General features: G+C 76.1%; 16 protein-coding genes. 13 read left to right on the plus strand and 3 right to left on the minus strand.

Going from position 1 to position 24,385, the window contains the following annotated elements; all coding sequences use genetic code 11:
• The first annotated feature begins 151 nt into the window (after window positions 1–151).
• From CLV92_RS07520 to pulA, 3 genes are all read left to right on the plus strand, one after another.
• Window positions 152–2,437, plus strand: a complete 2,286-nt coding sequence (locus CLV92_RS07520) for a putative bifunctional diguanylate cyclase/phosphodiesterase (protein WP_104432183.1) — start codon at window positions 152–154, stop codon at window positions 2,435–2,437.
• Window positions 2,438–2,490: 53 nt separating this feature from the next.
• On the plus strand, window positions 2,491–4,773 hold the full coding sequence (locus CLV92_RS07525) for a putative bifunctional diguanylate cyclase/phosphodiesterase (RefSeq protein WP_104432184.1): 2,283 nt from the start codon (window positions 2,491–2,493) through the stop codon (window positions 4,771–4,773).
• Between the two features lie 151 nt (window positions 4,774–4,924).
• Window positions 4,925–7,960: a pullulanase-type alpha-1,6-glucosidase gene (gene pulA / locus CLV92_RS07530; protein ID WP_211290952.1), complete on the plus strand. Its 3,036-nt coding sequence runs from the start codon at window positions 4,925–4,927 to the stop codon at window positions 7,958–7,960.
• Window positions 7,961–7,969: 9 nt separating this feature from the next.
• Here the strand turns inward: pulA and CLV92_RS07535 are convergent, their stop codons facing one another.
• A complete protein-coding gene (locus CLV92_RS07535; protein ID WP_104432185.1) occupies window positions 7,970–8,935 on the minus strand; it encodes a DMT family transporter in 966 nt (321 codons plus the stop codon).
• Window positions 8,936–9,028: 93 nt separating this feature from the next.
• On the opposite strand from CLV92_RS07535, the gene CLV92_RS07540 reads away from it, so the two are divergent.
• The 4 genes from CLV92_RS07540 (at window position 9,029) to CLV92_RS07555 (ending at window position 13,663) form a co-directional block, all read left to right on the plus strand.
• Window positions 9,029–9,961, plus strand: a complete 933-nt coding sequence (locus tag CLV92_RS07540) for a LysR family transcriptional regulator (RefSeq protein ID WP_104432186.1) — start codon at window positions 9,029–9,031, stop codon at window positions 9,959–9,961.
• A gap of 119 nt (window positions 9,962–10,080) precedes the next feature.
• On the plus strand, window positions 10,081–12,372 hold the full coding sequence (locus tag CLV92_RS07545; RefSeq protein ID WP_245886549.1) for a HelD family protein: 2,292 nt from the start codon (window positions 10,081–10,083) through the stop codon (window positions 12,370–12,372).
• A gap of 122 nt (window positions 12,373–12,494) precedes the next feature.
• Entirely contained in the window at window positions 12,495–13,073 is a 579-nt protein-coding gene (locus tag CLV92_RS07550; protein WP_146099452.1) for a hypothetical protein, read from the plus strand.
• The gene (locus CLV92_RS07555) at window positions 13,070–13,663 is read left to right on the plus strand and encodes an OmpA family protein (RefSeq protein ID WP_104432189.1); all 594 of its coding nucleotides are present in this window, start codon (window positions 13,070–13,072) and stop codon (window positions 13,661–13,663) included. The genes CLV92_RS07550 and CLV92_RS07555 overlap by 4 nt, the downstream gene beginning before the upstream one ends.
• A gap of 5 nt (window positions 13,664–13,668) precedes the next feature.
• Here the strand turns inward: CLV92_RS07555 and CLV92_RS07560 are convergent, their stop codons facing one another.
• The gene (locus CLV92_RS07560; RefSeq protein ID WP_104432190.1) at window positions 13,669–14,415 is read right to left on the minus strand and encodes a sulfite exporter TauE/SafE family protein; all 747 of its coding nucleotides are present in this window, start codon (window positions 14,413–14,415) and stop codon (window positions 13,669–13,671) included.
• 90 nt (window positions 14,416–14,505) lie between these two features.
• Here CLV92_RS07560 and CLV92_RS22830 point away from each other — a divergent pair, with 90 nt between their 5' ends.
• The 3 genes from CLV92_RS22830 to CLV92_RS07575 all read left to right on the plus strand — a co-directional run bounded on the left by CLV92_RS22830 (window position 14,506) and on the right by CLV92_RS07575 (window position 19,608).
• On the plus strand, window positions 14,506–16,893 hold the full coding sequence (locus CLV92_RS22830) for a helicase-associated domain-containing protein (RefSeq protein ID WP_104432191.1): 2,388 nt from the start codon (window positions 14,506–14,508) through the stop codon (window positions 16,891–16,893).
• A 128-nt stretch (window positions 16,894–17,021) separates the two neighbouring features.
• Window positions 17,022–17,810 carry a DUF4190 domain-containing protein gene (locus CLV92_RS21925; RefSeq protein ID WP_104432192.1) on the plus strand — a complete coding sequence of 263 codons (789 nt, stop codon included), beginning with the start codon at window positions 17,022–17,024 and terminating at the stop codon, window positions 17,808–17,810.
• A 121-nt stretch (window positions 17,811–17,931) separates the two neighbouring features.
• Window positions 17,932–19,608: a DNA repair helicase XPB gene (locus tag CLV92_RS07575; protein ID WP_104432193.1), complete on the plus strand. Its 1,677-nt coding sequence runs from the start codon at window positions 17,932–17,934 to the stop codon at window positions 19,606–19,608.
• Window positions 19,609–19,698: 90 nt separating this feature from the next.
• Here the strand turns inward: CLV92_RS07575 and CLV92_RS07580 are convergent, their stop codons facing one another.
• On the minus strand, window positions 19,699–20,571 hold the full coding sequence (locus CLV92_RS07580; RefSeq protein ID WP_211290953.1) for a glycerophosphodiester phosphodiesterase: 873 nt from the start codon (window positions 20,569–20,571) through the stop codon (window positions 19,699–19,701).
• Between the two features lie 350 nt (window positions 20,572–20,921).
• Here CLV92_RS07580 and CLV92_RS07585 point away from each other — a divergent pair, with 350 nt between their 5' ends.
• From CLV92_RS07585 to CLV92_RS21355, 3 genes are read left to right on the plus strand one after another with little or no spacing between them, the layout of a single operon-like run.
• Window positions 20,922–21,998: an AAA family ATPase gene (locus tag CLV92_RS07585; protein ID WP_104432195.1), complete on the plus strand. Its 1,077-nt coding sequence runs from the start codon at window positions 20,922–20,924 to the stop codon at window positions 21,996–21,998.
• A complete protein-coding gene (locus CLV92_RS22835; RefSeq protein ID WP_104432196.1) occupies window positions 21,995–23,824 on the plus strand; it encodes a vWA domain-containing protein in 1,830 nt (609 codons plus the stop codon). The genes CLV92_RS07585 and CLV92_RS22835 overlap by 4 nt, the downstream gene beginning before the upstream one ends.
• The gene (locus CLV92_RS21355; RefSeq protein ID WP_158257166.1) at window positions 23,821–24,306 is read left to right on the plus strand and encodes a hypothetical protein; all 486 of its coding nucleotides are present in this window, start codon (window positions 23,821–23,823) and stop codon (window positions 24,304–24,306) included. The genes CLV92_RS22835 and CLV92_RS21355 overlap by 4 nt, the downstream gene beginning before the upstream one ends.
• The last annotated feature ends 79 nt before the right edge of the window (window positions 24,307–24,385 follow it).

Raw genomic sequence — 24,385 nt, forward strand, 5'->3', positions numbered from 1 at the left:
GGCCCGGCGCGCCCCGGCGACCAGCGCATTCTCACTCACCGAAAAAGCCCCGCACAACAACACTCTGTTGCAGTAAAGCTACACACCGTCACCGAGACCGGTTGCCGGAACCGACCTCAAGCGGGCGGGAACGGGCGCCGATGCCCCACCCATGACGACCACCGATGCGGGCGAGGTCCCCGACACGGGCCTGCAGCGCATGCGGCGGTTCGTGCTCGGCGCCGGGCTGATGGGCTTCACCCTGCTCATCCCCGCCATCCTCGGCGCCCCCTACTCGGGGCAGCGCCGCCTCGTGGGCGTCGCCGCGCTGCTGAGCCTCATGGCGATCGCCGTCGTGACGTACCGGCGCTCGCGCCCGCTGCCGCTGGACGCGCTCCTCGTGCCGGTCCTGATGGTCGTCGCGGGCGTCAACCTCGTCGACGCCATGGCGAGCCTCGCCATCTGCATGAACGTGCTGTTCGTGATGTCCCTCTACGGCAGCCGGTTGCGCGCCGTGGTGCTCGCCACGCTCGCGGTGGGCGCCGTCATGGCCACCCTGTGGCTCACGCCCTACCTCTCCGGTGACGTCATCCAGTGGCTGCAGCCGCACGCGCTGGCGAACCTGCCCCAGCTCGCGGTGATCGCCGTGCTGACGCGCATCCTGCTCACGACCCTGCGGGCGCACTTCCGCGCCTCGCAGCGGGAGGCGCTGCTGGCCCGCACCGGCAGCCGGCTGCTGGCCGCCGCGTCCATGCCGGAGCTGTGGCGCCTCAGCCGGGAAGCCGGCGAGGAGCTGTGCAGCCTGACCCGCGGAACCGCCGCCCTGGTGGTGGAGCTCGACGGCGACACCGTCCGCGTCCTCAGCTCCGCCGGCGACGTCGTCGCCCCCGACGAGCTCCACCTGCCCGCCTCGCTCCTCACGCGCGACGGCACGTGCGGTGAGGCCGCCTTCCTCCCGCTCGCCGAGCCGGTCGAGGCGCTGCGCACCGCCGCCCCGCACCTGCGGCACTGGTACGTGCTGCGCGTCGACGGCCCCGCCTCCCGCCGCTACGTCCTCATCGGCGGTCGACGCCCCGTGCACCTGGCCGTCCTCAACGCCCACCGCACCCTCGCCGACCAGTGCAGCCTCGCCCATGCCAGCCGCGCCGCCTACGAGCGGCTGGACCACAAGGCCAGCCACGACGAGCTGACCGGCCTGCCCACCCGCGGGTTGTTCCTGGAGCAGGTCGGCGCGGCGATCGAGACCGCCCGCGAGGGCGTCACCCTGCTCAACATCGACCTCGACGACTTCAAGCAGGTCAACGACGTCCACGGCCACGCCGCCGGCGACGAACTGCTCGTCGAGGCCGCGCGCCGCATGCGTGAGGTGTGCGGCGCGGCCAGCGTCCCCGCCCGCTTCGGCGGCGACGAGTTCGCCGTCCTGCTGCCGACCTCCCTCGGCGGCGAGGACGCCGCGGAGCTCGCCCGCGCCCTGTGCCGGCGCCTGACCGACCCGATGGTCCTCTCCGCCGCCACCGTGACCGTCGGCGCCAGCATCGGCGTGGCGAGCTGGAGCGCACCGCTGACCGCCGGCGACGTGCTCCGCTGCGCCGACATCGCGATGTACTGGGCCAAGGCGATGGGCAAGAACCGCGTCGAGCACTTCGACCCGGCCCGCCACGGCGACATCGCCCGCCACCGCCTCCTGGAGGACCACCTCGCCTCCGCCGTCGAGCGCGGCGAGATCGTCGTCCGCTACGAGCCCAGCATCGACGTCGTCACCGGCGAGTGCGTCGCGGTCGAGGCCGAGCCCCACTGGGAGCACCCCCTGCTCGGCCTGCTCGCACCGGCGGAGTTCCTCCCGCAGGCCCGCCGCTCCGGGCGGGTCAACGAGATCGGCGCGCACGTGCTCGCCACCGCCTGCGCCGAACTGGCCGCGTGGTCGGGCGTCCCCGCCCTGGAGCGGACCCGGCTCTGCGTCGACGTCACCGCCCGCCAGCTCACCGACCCCGCCTTCTCCGGCCGGGTCCTCGGCGCGCTCGCCGACGCGGGCCTGCCCCCGCAGCGGCTCACCCTGGAACTCACCGACGCCGACGACACCGACGAGCGCAGCGCCCACCCGCAACTGGCCGCCCTCGCCGAACTGGGCGTGCGGATCTGCGTCGACGGCTTCGCCACCGGGCGCGACACGCTCACGGTGCGCAACGCGTTCCCCGTCCACGAGCTCAAGATCGACGGGGCCGCGACGCTGGCGTCGCCCACCGACGCGGTGCGCAGCCTGCAGGTGGTGCGCGCCATCGGCGACGTCCTCGGCCTCCAGCTGACCGCGCACGGCGTCGGCGACGGGGAGCAGGTCGCGCACCTGCGCGAGAACGGGGTCACCGCGGTCCAGGGTCCCGCCGTCGCGGGCGCCCTGTCCGCGCCGCAGCTCGCCTCCTGGGTGGCCGAGCACGGGCGGGCCGGGGCTTCCAGCCGCTGAGCACCACCCGTCCAGGGGATGAAGCCCTGGACGGGACGGGTCGATGACCGGGCATGCGCATCTCGAGGTGGGGCCGCCGGAGCACCCTCGACCGGGTCCGCCTCGTCGCCTGCGCGGCGGGCGCCACCGGGTTCCTCGGGATGGCACCGCCCGTCCTCGCCTCCCCCCACCCCCTGCCGTGGCGGCTGGCGGGGGTGGCGGCCCTGGTGGCGCTCGCCGTCCTGGCGGTCGTGACCTACCGCCGCCGGCGGCCGGTGCCGGGCGACGTGCTGCTGATCCCGGGGCTCATGGTCCTCGGGGGGATCAGCCACCAGGACCCCCTGTCCACCATCGGGGTCTGCTCCAACGCGATCTTCGCCTTCAGCCTCTACGGCTCCCACCGGCGCGGCGCGGTCCTCGCCGTCGCGGCGGGCCTGGCGATCCCCGTGGTGGTCTCCATCTCCCCCTACTCGCTGGGGCGGCTCATCCCCTGGCACCACCCCGCGGTCCTGGGCAACCTGCCGCAGATGGCGCTCATGGCCCTGCTGATGCGCATCCTCCACTCCTGCCTGCGGGCCCAGGAGCTCTCCGCCCGCCGCGAGGGCCTGCTCGCCCGCACCGGGAGCCAGTTCCTGAGGCTGCGGGACCTCCAGGCGCTGCGGGAGGCCGTCACCGCCGCCGGGGAGGACCTGGCGGAGCTGGCGCCCGGCACCGCCGTGCTCGTCGTCGAGCGCCGGGCGGGATCGGCGATCGTCGTCGCCTCCTGCGGCGCCCTGCAGGGGCTCGCGGGAGCGGCGGTCCCCGACGACCTCTCCGCCGTGCTCGACGCCCTCCCGCCGGACGTCCTGACCCCGCTGCCGCAGGGCCCCGGTGCCCTCGGCGCAGCCGCCCCGCAGGTCGGGCACTGGCAGGGCGTGGCCCTCGCCACCGCGGAGGTCGAGCGGTTCCTCCTCCTCGGCGGCACCCGCCGCGTGGACGAGTCGGTGCTCGACGGCTACCGCACCCTCGCCGACCAGTTCAGCCTCGCCGAGGCGAGCTGCGCCTCCTACGAGCGGCTGAGCCACCGGGCCAGCCACGACGAGCTGACGGGACTGCCCACGCGTGCGCTGTTCCTGGAGCAGGTCGGTGACGCGATCGACATCCGGTGCGGCGCGGTGACGCTGCTCAACATCGACCTCGACGACTTCAAGCAGGTCAACGACGTCCACGGCCACGCCGCCGGCGACGAACTGCTCGTCGAGGCCGCGCGCCGCATGCGTGAGGTGTGCGGCGGGGCCAGCGTCCCCGCCCGCTTCGGCGGCGACGAGTTCGCCGTCCTCCTCCCGACCTCCCTCGGCGGCGAGGACGCCGCGGAGCTCGCCCGGGCCCTGTGCCGGCGCCTGACCGACCCGATGGTCCTCTCCGCCGCCACCGTGACCGTCGGCGCCAGCATCGGCGTGGCGAGCTGGAGCGCACCGCTGACCGCCGGCGACGTGCTGCGCTGCGCCGACATCGCGATGTACACCGCCAAGGCGATGGGCAAGAACCGCGTGGAGGTGTTCGACCCCACCCGCCACGGCGACGTCGCCCGCCACCGCCTCCTGGAGGACCACCTGATCTCCGCCGTCGAGCGCGGGGAGGTGTTCCTGCACTACGAGCCGGCCGTCGACCCGGCCACGGGCGCCTGCGTCGCGGTGGAGGCACGCCCGCACTGGATGCACCCGCTGCTGGGGCTGCTGCGCCCGGAGGACTTCCTCCCGCAGGCGCTGCGCTCGGGCCGCATCTGCGACATCGGCGCGCACACCCTGCGCACCGCCTGCACGGAGGTCGCCGCGTGGTCCGACGCGGACGGCATGGGGGAGGTGGAGGTCCGCGTCGACGTCGCCGCCCGCCAGCTCGCCGACCCGACCTTCGCCGACGTGGTGCTGGACGCCCTCGCCGCCTCGGGCCTGCCGGCGCGGCGCCTCCTCCTGGAGCTCGTCGACGCCGACGACACCGACGAGCGGACCGCACACCCGCAGCTGCGACGGCTGGCCGGGCACGGCGTGCGCCTGGTGGTCGACGGCTTCGCGGGTGGCCGGGACTGCCTGACGATGCACGAGGGCTTCCCGGTCTCCGAGCTCAAGCTCGACGCGGAGGCGGTCGAGCCGGGCGCCGACGCCCACCGCGTCCTCGGTCTGGCGCAGGCCATCGGCGGGTTCCTCGGGCTGCGGCTGACGGCGTGCGCGGTCGCCACCGCGGAGCATGCCGAGGAGCTGCGCGCCCTGGGCGTCGCCGCCGTGCAGGGGCCGGTGGTGGCGCCTGCGATGCCCGCGACCCACCTGGCCTCCTGGGTGGCCCGGCGGGCGAGGGTGAGCGCGGCGTCCGCCGCGGACTGAGGGCGGCACAGCGTCGCGACACGACGCCTCCTTGCAACTTTTGCAGCTTCCTTGCAAGGCGGTTTCGTCCGGCCTAGCGTGCGCGGGGCACCCTTCCCCGTCGGGGGATCCCGTCACTGGCCGCCCGCTGCCGCGCGGCCGAGGAGGTTCCGTGATCCGTCCCCGAGCGTCGCGTCCCCTGGTCGCCCTCGCCCTCGCCCCGCTCCTGATCACCGCCCTGCCGCAGACCGCGGCCGCCGACCACACCGGCACCCCGTCGTCCGTCGCCCTCGTGGGCACCCTCCAGTCGGAGCTCGGCTGCCCCGGCGACTGGCAGCCCGAGTGCACGCAGTCCTTCCTGCAGCCCGTCGCCGGCTCCCCCGGCCTCTACCGCGCCACGTTCGACGTGCCCGCCGGGAAGTACGACTTCAAGGTCGCCCTCAACGGCTCCTGGTCGGAGAACTACGGCGCAGGCGGCGCGGCCGGCGGAGCCAACATCTCCCTCACCGCCCCCGGCGGCCCCGTGACGTTCACGTACGACCACAGCACCCACGTCGTCGAGGACGACGTCGCCGACGCCCTGGGCGCCGGTGCGCACTGGCTGCGCGCCGACCTCCTCGCCTGGAACTCCGGCGCACCCGCCGAGGGCACCACCTACCGCCTCTACACCTCGCCCGAGGGCGCCCTCACCGTCGCGGACGGCGCGGTGAGCGGCGGGACGTTCGTCGAGCTGACCCGCGAGTCCGCGGACCTGCCCGCCGACGCCGCGCAGCGGTTCCCGCACCTGAGCTCCCTCGACACCCTCCGCCTGCCCCGCGACGTCGCCGCCCGGGCCGGCGAGCTGCTGAAGGGCCAGCTCGTCGTCGCCGCCGTCGACGGCGACGGGAAGGTCGTCGCCGCCACCGGCGTCCAGGTGCCCGGCGTCCTCGACGACCTCTACCCCGGCGCCGCGAAGCGCACCCTCGGCCTGAGCTGGAAGGACGGGCGTCCCTCCCTCGCGCTCTGGGCGCCCACGGCCCGCAGCGTCACCCTCCACGTCCACGCGCCGGGCTCCGGCGAGGAGATCGCCACGGCCGCGCTGAGCGTCGACCGCGACGGCGTGTGGAGCACCACCGGGGACCGTCGCTGGAAGGGCGCCTCCTACACCTACGAGGTGGAGGTCTACGTCCCGGAGACGGGCCAGGTGGAGCGCAACATCGTCACCGACCCCTACAGCGTCGGCCTGACCACGAACTCCGAGCGCAGCCTCTTCGTCGACCTCGCGGACCCCGCGCTGGCCCCCAAGGGCTGGGACCGGCTGAAGAAGCCCCGCCTCGCCAAGCCCGAGGACCTCTCGATCTACGAGCTGCACGTCCGCGACTTCTCCATCGGGGACGAGACCGTCCCCGAGGCGCAGCGCGGCACCTTCGCGGCGTTCACCCAGCGCCGCAGCGACGGCATGCGACACCTCGCGGACCTCGCCAAGGCCGGGCTCAACGCCGTGCACCTGCTGCCCGTCAACGACATCGCCACCATCGACGAGCGCCGCTCCCAGCACGCCGACCCCGCCTGCGACCTGGCCCTGCTGCCGCCGGACAGCCTGCAGCAGCAGGAGTGCGTCACCGCGGTCGCCGCGCAGGACGGCTTCAACTGGGGCTACGACCCGCTGCACTACACGACCCCCGAGGGCTCGTACTCCACCAACCCCGAGGACGCGACCCGCATCCGCGAGTTCCGCGAGATGGTCACGTCGCTGAACCGGACCGGCCTGGGCGTCATCCAGGACGTCGTCTACAACCACACCCCCGACGCCGGCCAGGGCGGGCGCAACGACCTCGACCGGATCGTCCCCGGCTACTACCACCGCCTGGACGCCCAGACCGGCACGGTCGCCACGTCCACCTGCTGCCCGAACACCGCCACCGAGAACGCCATGATGGGCAAGCTCATGGTGGACTCCGTCGTGACGCTGGCCAAGGCGTACAAGCTCGACGGCTTCCGGTTCGACCTCATGGGCCACCACACCAAGCAGAACATGCTCGACGTGCGCGCCGCCCTGGACGCCCTCACGCTCGAGCGCGACGGCGTCGACGGCAAGCGGATCGTCCTCTACGGCGAGGGCTGGAACTTCGGCGAGGTCGCGAACGACGCCCGGTTCGTCCAGGCCACCCAGCTCAACATGGCCGGCACCGGGATCGCCACGTTCTCAGACCGGCTGCGCGACGCCGTGCGCGGCGGCGGCCCGTTCGACGAGGACCCCCGCGTGCAGGGCTTCGCCAGCGGCCTGTTCACCGACCCCAACGGCGCGCCCGTCAACGGCACCGCCGAGCAGCAGCTGCAGGAACTGCTCCTGTCGCAGGACCAGATCCGCGTCGGCCTCACCGGGAACCTGAAGGACTACACCTTCACCGACCGCACCGGCGAGCAGGTCACCGGCTCCCAGGTGGACTACAACGGGCAGCCCGCCGGGTACACCGCCGACCCGCAGGAGGTCGTCACCTACGTCGAGGCGCACGACAACGAGACCCTGTACGACGCCCTGGCGTTCAAGCTGCCGCAGGACACCCCGATGTCGGACCGCATCCGGATGCAGACCCTGGCACTGAGCACCACCGCCTTCGCCCAGGGCATCTCCTTCTGGCACGCCGGCGGGGAGCAGCTGCGCAGCAAGTCCCTGGACCGCAACAGCTACGACTCCGGTGACTGGTTCAACATCCTCGACCACACCGGCACGGAGAACGGGTTCGGCCGCGGCCTGCCGCCGAAGCCGGACAACGAGGACAAGTACGAGTTCATGAAGCCGCTGCTGGCGGACCCCGCCCTCAAGCCGTCGCCGGCGGACATCGCCACCGCCCGCGAGCGCGCCGAGGAACTCCTCGAGATCCGGCACAGCACCCCGCTGTTCCACCTGGAGACGGCCGAGCAGGTCCAGCAGAAGGTCTCCTTCCCGGGCAGCGGGCCGGAGCAGACCCCGGGCGTCATCGTGATGCGGATCGACGACACCGCCGGCTCCGACGTCGACCGCCGCCTCGACGGCCTCGTCGTGGTCTTCAACGCCTCCGACGAGGCGACCACGCAGACCGTGGCGGGCACCGAGGGCGAGCGCTACCGCCTGCACCCCGTCCAGGCCGGGGGCGGTGACCGCGTCGTGCGCGGCGCCACCCACGACGCGGGCACCGGCACGTTCACCGTGCCCGCCCGCACCGTGGCGGTGTTCGTCACGCGCTGACGCCGTTCCTCATGCGCTGACGCTGTGCTCCGCGAGGGCCCCGGTGGTTTCTGCCACCGGGGCCCTCGTCGCGCCCCGGCCCCTCGTCGCGCCCGCGGCGCGCAGCCGCCCCCACGGAACCCGCAGCGCCGCCTGCGCCCCGAGGACCAGCACGACGCCCAGCACCTGCACCGCGCCCAGCCGCTCCCCCACCGCCACGCCGGCCGCCGCCGCCCACACCGGCTCGGTGACGAGGAGCACCGCGACCCGCTCCGGGGAGGTGCGGCGGCTGGCGAGGCGCTGGGCGAGCAGGGCGAACGCCGTGCAGGGGCCCGCGAGGAAGAGCAGCGCCCCCCAGGCGCCCACGCCCGAGGGCAGGCCGCCGTCGGCCGCGCCGGGCACGAGCAGCGCCGCGGCGAAGGACCCGGCCGAGACCACCCCGAGGCGCACCACGGTGCTGCGCAAGGGGTCGGGGTCCTCGCGGTCGCCGTCCATCGCGGTGACCACCCCGCGCACCACGGCGGCGGCCAGCACCAGCAGGTCGCCGGTGCGCACCCCGCCGCCCGGGCCGAGCAGGAGGGCGACCCCACCGACCGCCACCGCACCGGCCGCGGCCGCCCCCCAGCGCGGGGCGCGCCGCTCCCGCAGCGCGGCCGCGAAGGGCACCACCACGGCGAACACGGCGATGAGCACGCCCGCCCGGGCCGGGCTCGTGCGCACCGCCCCGTGGGTCTCCAGCGTGAAGATGACGAGCAGCAGCAGCCCTGCCGGCCAGCCGCGCCGCAGCGCCCCCCGCCACGTCCCGGCGGCGGGCCGGCGCCGGGCGAGCAGCAGCGCCACCGGGAGCAGCAGCAGCACCGCGAGGGCGAAGCGCAGCCCGAGGACCAGGGCGACCGAGGCGCCCGCCGCGGCCGCCTGCACGGCGACGAAGGAGCAGCCCCAGACGAGCGCCACGGAGAGGACGGCGGCGTCGGGGGCGAGGGTGCGCAGGTTCACCCGCCGATGACCTCACGGCTGGGATCGTGCAGTCCAGCGACATCTTCTGGAAGAACGGTTCAGGAGCACTGAACGATCGGCTACGGTTGCCGGGTGATCGACGTCCGCCGGCTCCGGGTGCTGCGCGAGCTCGCCGTGCACGGCACCGTCACCGCCACCGCCCGCGCCCTCTCCTACACCCCCTCCGCCGTCTCCCAGCAGCTCGCCGCACTGGAGCAGGAGACCGGCCACCGCCTCCTCGAGCGCGCCGGGCGCGGGGTGCGGCTCACCGACGCCGGCCGCGTCCTCGTCACCCACGCCGACGCCGTCCTCGCCGAGGTCGAGCGCGCCGAGTCCTCCCTCGCCGCCTACTCCAGCGGCGACGTCGGCACCCTGAGGATGGCCGCCTTCCCCACCGCCGCCCGGGCGCTGGCCGCCCCCGCCCTCGGCCACCTCACCCGCGAGCACCCCGGCCTCGACGTCGAACTGCTGGAGATGGAGCAGCACGAGAGCCTCCACCTGCTCGCCGCAGGCGACCTGGACGCCGTCCTCGGCCACCACGCCGCCGGTGAGCCCCGCCTCGGCCCGCGCCCCGTCGCCACCGTGCCCCTGCTCGAGGACCCCGTCCACGTCGCCCTCCCCCGCCGGCACCCCCGGGCGGCGGACCCGGCCGTCGACATGGCGGACCTGCGGGAGGAGACCTGGCTCGCCGCCCACCCCGACGCGCCCTGCAGCCAGATCCTCGACGCCACCTGCCGCCGGGCCGGCTTCACCCCCCGCCGCCGGCACCGCGCCATGGACTACGACGTCGTCCTCGCGATGGTCGCCGCCGGACTCGGCCTCGGCCTCGTCTCCCGCCTGGCGCTCGGCCCCGTCCCGGCCGAGGTCGTGCTGCGCCCCCTCGCCGGCGGCGCCGCCCGCCACGTGTGGCTCGCCACCCGCCCCGGCGGGGAGGAGCGCCCCGCCGTCCGCCACGTCCTCACGGCCCTGCGCGCCGTCGTGCGCGACCTCCCCCTCGGCCCCGCGCACCCCGGAGGCACCCCGTGAACCACGGATCACCCCCGCCCGCATCCATGGCGCCGCGGGTTCCGGGCTACGGTGGCGGACATGCCCGCTCCGCGCCGCCCCCGCAGCGGGGCCCCCGCAGCCGAGGACGCGGCGACGGCGTGAGCGACCAGCACCTCCCGGCCGCGCCCGTCGACCCCGACCAGCAGCCGCAGCACCCGGACCTGCCCGCCGAGCGGGACTACGTCGCCGGCCTCTACGCGCGCCTGGACGCCCTGCGCGCCCAGACCGCCGAGCAGCTCGCCGAGGTCCGCCGCACCCGCCCCACCGGCACCCACCAGAGCCGCTTCGAGCGCGACGCCTTCGCCACCCTCTACGAGGACCGCCTCTCCCAGCTGTGGTCGGTGGAGAACCGGCTGTGCTTCGGCCGCCTCGACCTGCAGCCGGGCGCCGAGGAACCCCGCCGCTACGTCGGCCGCCTCGGGCTCTCCGACGAGCGCGGCGGCCAGCTCCTCGTCGACTGGCGCGCCCCCGCCGCGCAGGACTTCTACCAGGCCACCGCCGCCGCACCCCGCGACGTCGTGCGCCGCAGGCACCTCCTCACCGCCGGGCGCCGGGTCACGGACCTCGAGGACGAGGTCCTCGTCGCCGGCGAGGGCGGCACCACCACCGGCGACGCCGCGCTGCTCGCCGCCGTCAGCGCCCCCCGCACCGGGCGCATGGGCGACATCGTCGCCACCATCCAGGCCGAGCAGGACCGCATCATCCGCGCCTCCGACCGCGGCGTGCTCGTCGTGCAGGGCGGACCCGGCACCGGCAAGACCGCCGTCGCGCTGCACCGCACCGCCTATCTGCTCTACACCCACCGCGAGCGCCTCGCCCGCAGCGGCGTGCTCCTCGTCGGCCCGAGCCCCGTCTTCCTCCGCTACGTCGAGCAGGTCCTGCCCGCCCTCGGCGAGACCGGCGTCGTGACGCTGACACCGGCCGAGCTGTACCCGGCCGCCACCGCCACCGCCGAGGAGGACCCGGAGGCGGCGCGCGTGAAGGGCGACCTGCGCATGGTGGACGTGCTCGCCGCCGCCGTCGCCGCCCGCCAGCGCATCCCCGCCCGGCCGGTGCGCATCGACGTCGACGGCACCCCCGTCGCGCTGCGCCCCGACGCGGTCGCCTCCGCCCGCAACCGCGCCCGCCGCACCCGCAAGCCCCACAACGAGGCCCGGGTGACGTTCGTGCGGGAGGTGCTGTCCTCGCTGGCGCAGCAGCTCGCCCGCGGCCGCAACCTCGACCTCGCCGAGGAGCGCGCCGACCTCGTCACCGAGCTGCGGGAGAACGTCGACGTCCGCCGCGAGGTGAACCTCTGCTGGATGCCGCTGACGCCCGAGAAGGTCCTCGCCCAGCTGCTGGTCTCCCCGGAGCGGCTGGCGGCCGCCGCCCCGCGCCTGTCCCCCGCCGAGCGGCGCGCGCTGCTGCGGCCGAGGGAACGGGCCACCGACTGGACCGAGGCCGACGTCCCCCTCCTCGACGAGCTGGCCGAGCTGCTCGGCGACCTCGACGACTCCACCCGCCGCGCCGAGGGCCGCGCCGCCGCCGAGCGGGAGGCCGAGCTGGCCTACGCCCGCACCGTGCTGGAGACCACGAACGCCGGGCACGAGATGGTCAGCGCGGAACTGCTCGCCGACCGCTTCAGCGTCGACGGTCCCGTGGGCACCGTCGCCGAGCGCGCGGTCGCCGACCGCACGTGGGCCTACGGGCACGTCGTGGTCGACGAGGCGCAGGAGCTGTCCGCGATGGCGTGGCGGCTGCTGGAGCGGCGCTGCCCCAGCCGCTCCATGACCCTCGTCGGCGACGTGGCGCAGACCTCCTCCGAGGCCGGCGCGCACAGCTGGGCGCAGGCCCTGCAGCCCCTCGTCGACGACAGGTGGCGGCTGGAGGAGCTGACCGTCAACTACCGCACCCCGGCGCGCATCGCGCGGGTCGCGGCGGACGTGCTGGCCGCCGCGGGGATCGACGCCAGGCCCCCGACCCCCGTGCGGGAGGGCGAGCACGAACCCGTCGCGGTCCTCCTCGACGCGACCGACCCCGCGGCGACGGTGCTCGCTGAGGTCCGCGAGCAGCTCCCCCACCTCGGCGGTGGACGCCTCGCGGTCCTCACCGCCCGGGAGGACGGGCCGCTCGGCGCCGGTGCGCTGCGACGGTCCCTGCGCGCCGCCCTGCCCGCCCGCACCGTCGCCGCGGGCCACGACGACCTCGACGCGCCCGTCAGCGTCCTCGACGTGCGCCGCGCCAAGGGCCTGGAGTTCGACGCCGTGCTCCTCGTCGAGCCCGCCGAGGTCCTGCACCGCGGGAGCCGGGGAGCCAACGACCTCTACGTCGCCCTGACCCGCGCCACCCAGCGTCTCGTGATCCTCCACGCACAGCCACTGCCTCCGGGGATGGACGTGGCCGGGCGCTGAGCCGAGCGGGGGAACTCCCCGGGGAGAACCTCCGGATTCGCCCGTCCGGGTGAACGGGCACCCCTACCGTGCCGTGGACACCGCTGTCGCGAGCGGTGCATCGACGGGTGGGGGGACGACACGTGGAACGCACGACTCGTCGGGTGCTGGCCGTGGCGCTGGGCCTGGTCCTGCTGGCGAGCGGGACCGGCTGCTCGGGCGAGGAGGCGCAGGACGCGCCGACGCCGCCGGGCGCAGCCGGCGGGGGCACGACGGCCACCCCCGCCCAGTCACTCGCGCAGGACCTGGCCGTCGCCGGCGGCAGCACGGTCCCCGTCGACGCACCCGCCATCGCCTCCGCGCCCGCCGACACCTCCGGGGCGGTGCTGGAGGTGCTCGCCGTGCAGCGCCTGAGGGGGACGACCCTGCTGACGATGGCCGTGCGCAACGAGTCCGCGGACGAGCTGAGGATCATCAACAGGCTCGGCAGCCCCCACCTCGACACGCGCAGCGTCGCCCTCGTCGACCCGGTGGGCCTGAAGCGCTACCTGCCCTACGTGGACGGGGAGGACCGCTGCCTGTGCTCCTCGACCAAGTCGCAGGAGATCCCGCGCGGTGAGCGCACCATCCTCACCGCCCTCTACCCCGCGCTGCCGGAGGGCGTCCTCACCGTGGCCGTGCAGACCCCGATGGGCGGCATCGCCGAGGTGCCGGTCTCGTGAGCACCCGCAGCGGGAGGGTCGTGCTGGTCTGCGCCCTCCTCGCGGCCGCGGTGCCGGCCGGGTCCGCCCTCGCCACCACCGCGCCCGGGCCCGGACCCCGGGACTGGGGCGGCAGGGCGGCGGGCGTGGCGGAGCTGCAGCCTCGCGTGGAGGACCTGCGCCCGCGCACGGACGACCTGCGCCCGAGGGTGGAGGACCTCGTCGTCGAGCGGCCGGAGGCCACGAGCATCGTGCTCGGCACCGACGTCCTCTTCGCCCCCGGCTCCGCCGACCTGCCCCCCGCGGCCGCCGGCCGCCTCGCCGGGGTGGTGGAGCGGATCCGCCTCACCGCCCCCTCCCCCAGCCTCGCGGTGCGGGTCGAGGTCCACACCGACGGCGCCGGGCAGCCGCAGGACGGCCAGGTGCTCTCGGAGCGGCGGGCCGCAGCCGTGGAGGGTGCGCTGCGCGCCGCGCTCGGACCCGCCGTGCCGCCGATGAGCTGGGCGGGGTTCGGCGCGAGCCGCCCCCTCGTCCCGCCGCCCGCCCCCGGGCAGGACGACACCGCCGCCCGCGCCGCCAACCGCCGCGTCGAGGTGACGATCCTGCGGTAGCGCCCTCAGGCGGACGTCCAGAGGTGCAGCGCCAGCCCCAGGCCCGCCACGCCGATCACCGTGCGCAGCAGGACCACCGGCGCGCGGCGCACCACCGCCGGGCCCAGGTAGCCGCCGACGACGCAGCCCGCGCCGAGCGCGAGGGCCGCCGGCCACACCACGGGGCCGAGGAGGCAGAAACCGAGGGCCGCCACCCCGTTGGCGGCGCCGAGGAGGACGTTCTTCACGGCGTTGGTGCGCGCCAGGGGCTGCGCGGACTGCATGGACAGCAGCGCCAGCAGCAGCACCCCCGCCGCGGCCCCGAAGTAGCCGGCGTAGGCGGTCACCGCGAACGTGCCCAGCACCGCGGCGGGGTGGCTCGCGCCGCGGTGCCCGGGCTGCAGGAACCCCAGCCGCGGCTGGAGCAGGATCACCAGGGACGCCGTGGCGATGAGGAACGGCACGATCCGCTCGAAGACCCCCGGCGGGGTCAGCAGCAGCACCGCGGCCCCGCAGGCACCACCCGCCGCGGCGAGGGCCACCGCGCCCCGCAGCTCCCGCGCCCGCCCGGCCAGCTCCGGGCGCGAGCCCGCGACGGAACCGACGGTGGTCCCGATGAGCGCCACGGTGTTCGTGACGTTGGCCGTGAGCGGGGGCAGGCCCGCGGCCAGCAGGGCCGGGTAGGAGACGAGGGACGCCAGCCCGGCCGTGGAACCGGCCAGCCCCGCGCCGGCTCCCGCCAGGACGAGGAGCGCGAGGGTGGCGGTGTCCACGGGCCACCACCCTGCCAGGCCGGTCAGCGCCGGCCCGGTCCGTGCCCGCCCGTGGAGCCGGCCGGCCCCGCGCGGCCTAGGCTGGCAGCGATGCCCAGCCGAGCCGGGAGCTCCCCGCGCACCCTCGCCGAGGAGCTGCGCTCCCGCGACGACACCGCCCTGGCCGCGCTGCTGCGCGCCCGCCCCGACCTCGCCGTGCCGCTGCCGGCGTCCACCACCGCCCTCGCCACCCGCGCCACCACCCGCGCCAGCGTCCAGCGCGCCCTGGACGCCCTGGACGCCCCCGCGCTGCAGGTGGCGGAGGTGCTGGCCGCGCTGCCCTCACCGGTCACCGCCGCGGCGGTCTCCCGCGCCTGGGGCGCGAAGGCGTCGCCGCAGCTGGCGGTGCTGCGGGAGCAGGCGCTGCTGTGGGGCGGCGACCGGCGCCTGCAGGTGGTCACGGCGGTGCGCGACGTGCTCGGCCCCCACCCCGCGGGCCTCGGGCCGCCGCTGGCGGAGGCGTTGGGGCGGCGCTCCCCGCAGCGGCTGGCGGAGCTGCTGGAGGACCTCGGCCTGCCCGGCGCGGGCGACCCGGACCGGGCGCTGGCCGCGCTGGCGGCCCACCTGGGCGACCCGGAGGCGGTGGCCGCGCTGCTGGCGGCGGCTCCCGAGGGGGCGCGCACCGTCCTGGAGAGGCTCACCTGGGGTCCGCCGGTGGGTGCGGTCGCCCAGGCGGAGCGCTCGGTGCGGGCGGCCACGTCCACGGGCCCGGTCGACTGGCTGCTCGCCCACGGCCTGCTGGCGGTCGCCGGCGCGGGCACCGTGGTGCTGCCCCGCGAGGTGGGGCTGGTGCTGCGCGGCGGCCGGGTCCACCGGGAGCCGGCCACCGCCCCGCCGCCCCTGCCGCTGCGCGAGCAGCCCCCGGCCCGGGTCGCGGCGACCGCGGCCGGCGCTGCGGTGGAGGCGGTGCGGCTGGTGGAGGCGCTCGGGCAGCTGTGGAGCGAGGCCCCCGCGCCGGTGCTGCGCGCGGGTGGGCTGGGGGTGCGGGAGCTGAAGCGGGTGGCGCTGGCCCTGGAGGTCGACGAGCTGACGACCGCGCTCGTGGTGGAGCTGGCGCGGACGGCCGGGCTGGTGGCGGACGACCAGGAGGTGGAACCCCGCTGGGTGCCCACCCCCCGCTTCGACGGGTGGGTGGAGGAACCCGTCGAGGAGCGCTGGGTGCGGCTGGCCTCGGCCTGGCTGCCCTCGACGCGGGTGGCGGCGCTGGTGGGCACCCGCGACGCCAAGGGTGCGGCGCGCAACGCGCTGGGCCCCGACGTCGACCGCGCGGCGGCGGTGCAGGTGCGGCAGCGCGTGCTGGCGGAGCTGGCGCAGCTGCCGGCGGACGCGGCGACGGAGCAGGCGGTGCTCGTGGAGCGGATGCGCTTCGCGGCGCCGCGGCGGGCGAGCCGGCTGCGGGAGGAACTCGTCGGCTGGACCCTGCGGGAGGCCGCCTGGCTGGGGGTGACCGGCGCGGGAGCGCTGTCGCCGGGTGGTCGCGCCCTGGTCGCCGGGGACGAGGAGGCCGCGGCCGCGGCGCTGGCGACCGCCCTGCCCGCCCCGGTGCGGCAGGTGCTGCTGCAGGCGGACCTGACGGCGGTGGCGCCGGGTCCCCTCGAACCCGAGCCGGCCCGCCGCCTGGCGCAGCTGGCGACGGTGGAGAGCCGCGGCGGCGCGACGGTCTACCGCTTCGACGCGTCCTCGGTGCGCCGCGCCCTGGATGCCGGCTCCACCGCCGACGAGGCGCTGCGCTTCCTCGCGGAGGTGTCCGCGACCGGCGTTCCGCAGCCGCTGGAGTACCTGGTGCGGGACGTGGCGCGCCGCTACGGGCGGGTCCGGGTGGGGTCGGCGGGTGCCTACCTGCGGGCGGAGGACGAGTCGGTGCTGACGGAGCTGCTCAGCGAGCGCCGCTGCGCGTCGCTGGGCCTGCGCCGGCTGGCGCCGACGGTGCTGGCGGCCGCGGCGGAGCCGGACCGGGTGCTGGCGGTGCTGCGGGAGGTGGGCATCGCCCCGGCCGCGGAGGGCCCGGACGGGGAGCTCGTGCTGCGGCGCGCGACCGCCCACCGCAGCGGCACGCGGCAACTCCCGCGGCCCCTGCCGTCGGAGGTTCCGGCACCGACGGCGGCGCTGCTGGACGCGGCGGTGCGCGCGCTGCGCGCGGGCGACGAGGACGCGGTCGCGGAGGAGCGGCGGCGCGCGAGCACGGCGCAGGCGCCGCCGCTGCCGGCGATGGACCCGGCGGTCTCGCTGGCCGTGCTGCGGGACGCGGCGGCGCGGCGGCGGGCGGTCTGGCTGGGCTACGCGGACGCGACGGGGCAGACGGCGCGGCGGCTGGTGGAGCCGCTGTCGGTGGAGGGCGGGCGGGTCACCGCGCTGGACCGGACGGATCCTGCGGGGGCGCAGGAGGTGCGCACGTACTCGGTGCACAGGGTCACGGGCGTGGCGGTGCACGACGGCTGACCGGGAGCCGGACGGGGGTTCTCGGGCGGGGGTGGCGGCCGTCGTCGGCTAGCGTCTGCCGTGGTGCCCGCCCGGGCGCCACCGGGGCTGGCGCTGGGCCGGCACGCAGTGGAGAGGGTGCCTGGACGATGAGCGAGTCCACTCGCGGCGACGACGAGCAGCGGTCCTGGTGGACCCCCGACGACCGGGGCTCCGAGACGCCCCCCGGACCCGCGCGGCCCGCCGGCGCCCACCCCGCGGCCCCGCCCGGTGACCAGCACGACCCCTACCGCACTCCCGAGCAGGGCGGGCAGGCGTGGGGGCAGCAGCCCACGGGGCACCAGCCGTGGGGCGGGACCCCCGGGCAGCCGTCGCAGTACGGGCAGGGCGGGCAGTACGGGCAGGACCAGCCCTCCGAGCAGCCGGGGCAGTACGGGCAGGACCAGCAGACCTACGGGCAGCCGGGGCAGTACGGCCAGCCGGCGCAGTACGGCCAGGCCCCGTCGTCCTACGGGCAGTACGGGCAGGCCCCGTCCTACGGGCAGGGCCAGCCCTACGGCCAGAACCAGTCCTACGGGCAGCCCGTCTACGGCGGCGCGGGCGTTCCCGTCGCCGGCCAGGCGCAGGCGGTGCTGTGGACGGGCATCGGCTCCCTGGCGGTGCTGCTCTTCACCGCGGGCATCCTCGGCTTCATCCCGGCGATCATCGCGCTGGCGATGGCGCCCGGCGCCCGGCGCCAGGTCGAGGAGTCCCAGGGGCGGCTGCAGGGCCTCGGCCAGATCAAGGCGGGCAAGATCTGCGCCTGGATCACCCTGGCCCTGACCGTCCTCGGGCTCATCGGCGTCGTGATCTTCATCGCGGTCGTGGGCAGCCTCGCGGAGGCCGGCTCCTACGAGTCGGACCTGGACTTCGAGAGCACCGCCTCCCTCCTGGCCTGAGGCCCTCGCTCCACGGCGCGGCGCGCCCCGGCGGAAGCAGGGGGCGTGCCGCGCTGTTGCACCGGGGACGCCCCGGCTGCGACCAGCCGGCCCCGCACCACCCCGCACAGGCAGGAGCCGCGTGAACGACGGACCCCTCATCGTCCAGAGCGACAAGACGCTGCTGCTGGAGGTCGACCACGACCGGGCACGCGCGTGCCGGGCGGCCATCGCCCCCTTCGCCGAGCTGGAGCGCGCCCCGGAGCACGTCCACACCTACCGGCTGACGCCGCTGGGGCTGTGGAACGCCCGGGCGGCCGGCCACGACGCCGAGCAGGTCGTCGACACGCTGCTGGAGTTCTCCCGCTACCCCGTGCCGCACGCCCTCCTCGTCGACGTGGCGGAGACGATGGCGCGCTACGGCCGCTTGCAGCTGCTCAACGACCCCGCGCACGGCCTCGTGCTGCACGCGCTGGACACGCCGGTGCTGGAGGAGGTGCTGCGCTCGCGGAAGGTCGCCCCGCTCGTCGGTGCGCGCATCGCCCCGGACGCGGTCGTCGTCCACCCCAGCGAGCGCGGCAACCTGAAGCAGGTGCTGCTGAAGCTCGGCTGGCCGGCGGAGGACCTCGCGGGCTACGTCGACGGCGAGGCGCACCCCATCGAGCTCGCGGAGGACGGCTGGTCGCTGCGCCCCTACCAGCAGGAGGCCGTGGAGGGGTTCTGGCACGGCGGCTCCGGCGTCGTCGTGCTGCCCTGCGGGGCGGGCAAGACGCTGGTGGGCGCGGGGGCGATGGCGCAGGCGAAGGCGACGACGCTGATCCTGGTGACCAACACCGTCTCGGCGCGGCAGTGGCGCGACGAGCTGCTCAAGCGCACCTCGCTCACCGAGGACGAGATCGGCGAGTACTCGGGGGCGCGCAAGGAGATCCGCCCGGTGACGATCGCCACGTACCAGGTGGTGACGACGAAGCGGAAGGGCGCCTATCCGCACCTGGAGCTGTTCGACGCGCGCGACTGGGGCCTGATCCTCTACGACGAGGTGCACCTGCTGCCCGCGCCGATCTTCCGGATGACCGCCGACCTGCAGGCGCGCCGCCGCCTGGGGCTGACGGCCACGCTGGTGCGCGAGGACGGGCGGGAGGGCGACGTGTTCTCCCTCATCGGCCCGAAGCGCTACGACGCGCCGTGGAAGGACATCGAGGCGCAGGGCTACATCGCACCCGCGGACTGCGTGGAGGTGCGGGTGACGCTGCCGGAGTCGGAGCGGCTGCTGTACGCGACGGCCGAGGACGAGGACCGCTACCGGCTGTGCTCGACGTCGCCGGCGAAGTCGCGGGTGGTGGAGAAGCTGGTGAAGCAGCACCGCGGGGAGCCCACGCTGGTGATCGGGCAGTACATCGACCAGCTCGACGACCTCGCGGAGCGCCTGGACGCGCCCGTCATCAAGGGCGAGACGACGGTGCGCGAGCGGCAGCGGCTGTTCGAGGCGTTCCGCACCGGTGAGATCAGCACGCTGGTGGTGAGCAAGGTGGCGAACTTCTCCATCGACCTGCCGGAGGCGAAGGTGGCCATCCAGGTGTCGGGGTCGTTCGGGTCGCGGCAGGAGGAGGCGCAGCGGCTGGGACGGGTGCTGCGGCCCAAGGGCGACGGCGGCACGGCGCGCTTCTACACGGTGGTCTCGCGGGACACGAAGGACCAGGACTTCGCCGCGCACCGGCAGCGCTTCCTGGCCGAGCAGGGCTACGCGTACCGGATCGTGGACGCCGACGACCTCGACCACGGGGTGCCGGACTCCGACGGGGTCCTGCCCGACGCCTGAGCAGGCACGCCCCTCGACGCGGCCCGCCCGCCTCCGGAGGTTCCGGGGGCGGGCGGGCCGCGTCGTGCGGGGTGTCGTGCGGGGGCGGGCTCAGGCGGCGGCCGCCCGGGTGATCTGGGCCTCGGCGGTGGCGCGGGCGCGGGCGCCCTGGTTGAGGGCGGTGAGCAGCAGGTCCGAGGACGCGGGCAGGGCGGCCTCCTGGCGGGCCTCCAGCCAGCCCTTGAGCCCGTCGGGGCGGTTCGTGATGACCCCGTCCACCCCGGAGTCGAGCACGGAGCGCCACAGCACGGACTGGTCGACCGTCCACGTCCACACCGCCAGGCCAGCCTCGTGCAGCTCGGCGACGGCCTCGGGGCGTGCGATCAGGGAGGCGACGCCGGGGTTGCAGGCGATGACGCCGAGGTCGCGGCGCAGCGCCCGGCCCTGGGCGAGGGCGTCGAGGTCGGGGGCCTCCAGCAGGACGGCGCGGCGGATGTCGGGGGCGACGTCGCGCACGTGCTCCAGGGTGGCGATCTCGAAGCTCTGCAGGACGACCTGCTCGGCGGCGCCGGCCCGGCGGACGGCCTCGACGGCGGTGGTCACCTGCTCCGCGGTCCAGACCTCCTTCAGCTCCAGCAGGAGCTGGGCGCCGGGGTGCTCGGTGACGAGGTCGAGGAGGTCTGCGAGCAGGGGCACGCGCTGGCCGCGGTAGGCCGGGGAGAACCAGGCGCCCGCGTCGAGGCTGGCGAGCTCGGCGGCGGCGAGGTCGCTGACGCGGCCGTGCCCGCCGGTGGTGGCGTCGACGTCCTCGTCGTGGATGAGCACCACGGAGCCGTCGGCGGTGGGGTGCAGGTCCGTCTCGATCATGTCCGCGCCGCAGCGCAGCGCGGCCTCGAAGGCGGCGAGGGTGTTCTCCGGGGCCACCGAGGAGTACCCGCGGTGGGCGATGACGAGGGGCGAGTCGACCGGGGAGGTGCTGGCCACGTCGCCACGCTGGCGGGGCAGCGCGTCCGGGAGGTGGCCCGCGGGCGGACTCTGCGTGACGGTCCTGCGACGCTTCCCCATGACAACCCCTCCGCCGCTCTGGGCTTGGTCGCCGGGGTGGGTGGGCTCCGGCGTGTACACACGAACTGCCTCGGCAGAAGCCCGCGGGAGCTGAAGCGGCCGCTTCCGGCGGGTGCGGCCACCCGGGTGGTGTCGCCACCCGTGCGGGTGGTGGCGGCGCGGGGCGGGGCCGGGCGGGAGACGCTGTCCGGGCGGGGCCGGCCGAGAATCCCTCGCGCGGGCGGCCGTCGTGCGCTGCCATGGACCGCCGCCCTCGAACAGGAGACCGATTGCACGCCCCGATCACCGTGACCCCCGCCCGGCTGCCCGAGCTGCTGCTGGCCGTCGCCACCGTCCGCCCCGTGTTCCTGTGGGGGCAGCCGGGCATCGGCAAGTCGTCGCTGGTGGAGCAGTTCGCCGCGGCGCTGGGGATGGAGTGCGTCAGCCTGCTGGGGACGCAGCTCGCGCCGGAGGACCTCATCGGGGTGCCGACCATCCAGGACGGCCTGAGCTGCTTCTGCCCACCGGCGGTGGTCGCCCGCCCGGAGCCGTACGTGCTGTTCCTCGACGAGCTCAACGCCTCCAGCCACGAGGTCCAGAAGTCGTTCTACTCCCTCATCCTCGAGGGGCGCCTGGGCGAGTACCGGCTGCCCGCCGGGTCGGTCGTGGTCGGCGCGGGCAACCGGGCGCAGGACTCGGCGATCGTGCGCCCGATGAGCTCGGCGCTGGTGAACCGCATGGTGCACCTGCACCTGGTGGCCAGCCCGCGGGACTGGCTGCAGTGGGCGGCGGGGGCCGGCATCCACCCGTGGGTGGTGGACTACGTCCGCGCCCGCCCGGACCACCTGGTCAGCCCGGCGCCGAAGACGGAGGAGCCGTTCTCCACGCCGCGCAGCTGGCACGTGCTCAGCGACGTGCTGACCTCGCTGGGACCCGACGTGAGCGAGGACGACGTGCGCACGGTCGCGCTGGGGTGCGTCTCGCCCGTGCACGCGCGGCAGTTCACGGCCTCGGTGGCGCTGCTGCGCCACGCCTACGACCTGGACGCCATCCTCAAGGGCAACCTGCGCTGGCCCGCCGACCCGGCGCAGCGCGACGTCCTGTACTTCCTCGCGCAGTCGCTGCGCGCGCGGCTGGGCAAGGAGCTGCCCCGGCAGCGGCGCGGCGGCAGCGCCGAGTCGCAGGCGCTGGCGCACCGGGCGAAGGGCCTGCTCACGGAGCTGGCGGAGATCTCCCTGGAGGTCGCGCAGCTGGTGGTCGCGGGCGGCGGGGAGGACGGCGACGGCGGCGACGGGCAGGGGCTGCCGGCGTGGTTCCTCAGCGAGGTGGTGCGGGACCTGCCGCGGCTGGCGGCGGCGCGCGCGTGAGCCGCGGGCGGCAGGGGCAGCGCCTCGACCCGGTGCTGGAGGCCCGCCGGCAGGGGCTGGCGGCGGTGGCGCACCACCCGCTGTTCGCGCCCCTGCTGGAGCACGCCGGTGTGGTGGCGGGGGACGACCGGCCGTGGGGGCCGGAGGGCATGGTCGTGGTGGACTCCGCGGGCACGCTGCGCTACAACCCGCGCCTGCGGGCGGATCCGCAGCAGTGGCAGTGGGCGTTCGCGCACGGGCTGCTGCACCTCGGGTTCGAGCACTTCCGCGACGACCGTCGCGGCGCGGGCGGCTGGTCGCCGGCGTGGCGGGCGGCGGCCTGCGCGGGCGCCGACCAGTTCCTCACCCACCTGAAGGTGGGCCGGCGTCCGTCGTGGGCGCTGCTGGACAGCGAGCTGGGCGACGAGGAGAAGCTGTTCCTGCACTACGCGGACCTGCTCGCGGCGGGGCGGATGCCGCGGGGCCGGCGGGGCACCGCGGACGGGTTCGCCGACTTCGTCGACGCCGCCGGGGGTGACCGCCCGCCGCAGCGCTGGGGGGTGCCGCTGCAGCGCTCGTGGGGCGACCTGCTGGCGGACGGGCTCGCCGCCGCGGTGGACGCCGCCGTCGCGGTGGCCGGGCGGGAGATCAGCGACCTCTCGGGCACGCGGGGGACGAAGACGCGCTGGGCGCGCGCCCTGGAGTGGTTCGTCTCCTCGTACCCGCTGCTGGGCGCGCTGGCGTCGGGTTTCGAGCTGGTGGAGGACGCCGCCGTCTGCACCGCCCAGTCGATCTCGGTGGCGGCGGTGAGCCCGGCCGCGGCGCAGATCTACGTGAACCCCCGGGCGGGGCTGGGGGTGGAGGAGTGCCGCTTCGTCATCGCCCACGAGCTGCTGCACGCGGGGCTGCGGCACGACACGCGCCGCGGGGGGCGGCACCCGGAGCTGTGGAACTACGCCTGCGACTACGCCGTCAACGGGTGGCTGGTGGAGATGGGTGTCGGCGCGATGCCCGAGGGCTGCCTCTACGACCCGGCGCTGAAGGGGATGAGCAGCGAGGAGGTCTACGACCGGATGGCGCGGGACACCCGCCGCATCCGCAAGCTGGCCACCCTGCGGGGCACCGGCCTCGGCGACGTGCTCGGCGAGCGGGTGGGGCACGCCGCGGAGGCGGAGGCGGGCGTGGACCTCGACGAGTTCTACCGCCGGGCGATCGCGCAGGGGCTGGAGCACCACCGCGGCGCCGGGCGCGGCCTGCTGCCGGCGGGGCTGGAGCAGGAGATCCGGGCGCTGGGGCAGCCGCCGGTGCCGTGGGACGTGGAGCTGGCCCGCTGGTTCGACGAGCACTTCCCCGCCGTGGAGGCGCGGCGCTCCTACGCGCGGGCCTCGCGGCGGCAGGCGGCCACCCCGGACATCCCGCGGCCGAGCTGGGTGGTGCCGCGGGAGCTGGTGGCGCGGCGGACGTTCGCGGTGGTGCTGGACACGTCGGGGTCGATGCCCGCTCAGCTGCTCGGCAAGGCGCTGGGGGCGATCGCCTCCTACGCGGTGAGCCACGACGTGCCGGCGGTGCGGGTGGTGTTCTGCGACGCGGTGGCCTACGACGCGGGGTTCCTGGAGGTGACGGAGATCGCGCGGCGGGTCCGGGTGCGCGGGCGCGGCGGGACGGTGCTGCAGCCGGGGGTGGACCTGGTGGAGTCGGCCCGGGACTTCCCCGAGGACGGGCCGGTCCTCGTCATCACCGACGGCGAGTGCGACGTGGTGCGCATCCGGCGGGAGCACGCGTTCCTGGTGCCGGTGGGAGCGCGGCTGCCGTTCTCCCCGCGCGGTCCGGTGTTCCGGTTCGCATGAGCCGCGGCGATTCCCCGGCGTCGGCGGGGGCGGGTTCGCGCAGGCCGGTGCGGGCGCTGGCGGGGGTCACGGCCGCGGCCCCGGCGTGCGGGGTGCTGGTGGGCTGGCCGGTGTACCGGCTGGCGCTGCTCGAGGTGTCGGATCCGGGGGGCTGGGGGCGGCTGAGCGCCTCCCTGCTGGCGCTCGGCGTCGGAGGTGCGGTCTGGGTGGTGGCGCTGCTGGGGGGCACGGTGCTCGCGGCGCGCCGCACGGTTCCCCCCGGGCGCCGGGCGGGGGTGGTGGCGGCGGCGGTGGGGGTCGCGGTGGCCGCCGTGGTGGTGGGGTGGCGGTTCGTGCCCCCGGCGTTCCTGGTGGTGCCGCTGGCTCCGGTGGCGGGGGGTCTGCTCGTGCTGGGCAGCCGGGGCGTGCGGTGGGCGACGGCCGTGCTGCTGGTGGCCCTGCCGCTGCTCTACGAGGCGCTGGGGCGGCTGACGAGCTCGTGAGCATTGACAGACCGAGCGCTCGGTTCGGCTGGACGGCGACGTCTCCACGGTCGAGACGCTGATCGCCCGGGTCCTGCGC

The organism is Kineococcus xinjiangensis (genome assembly GCF_002934625.1).
Lineage (GTDB): Bacteria > Actinomycetota > Actinomycetes > Actinomycetales > Kineococcaceae > Kineococcus_A > Kineococcus_A xinjiangensis.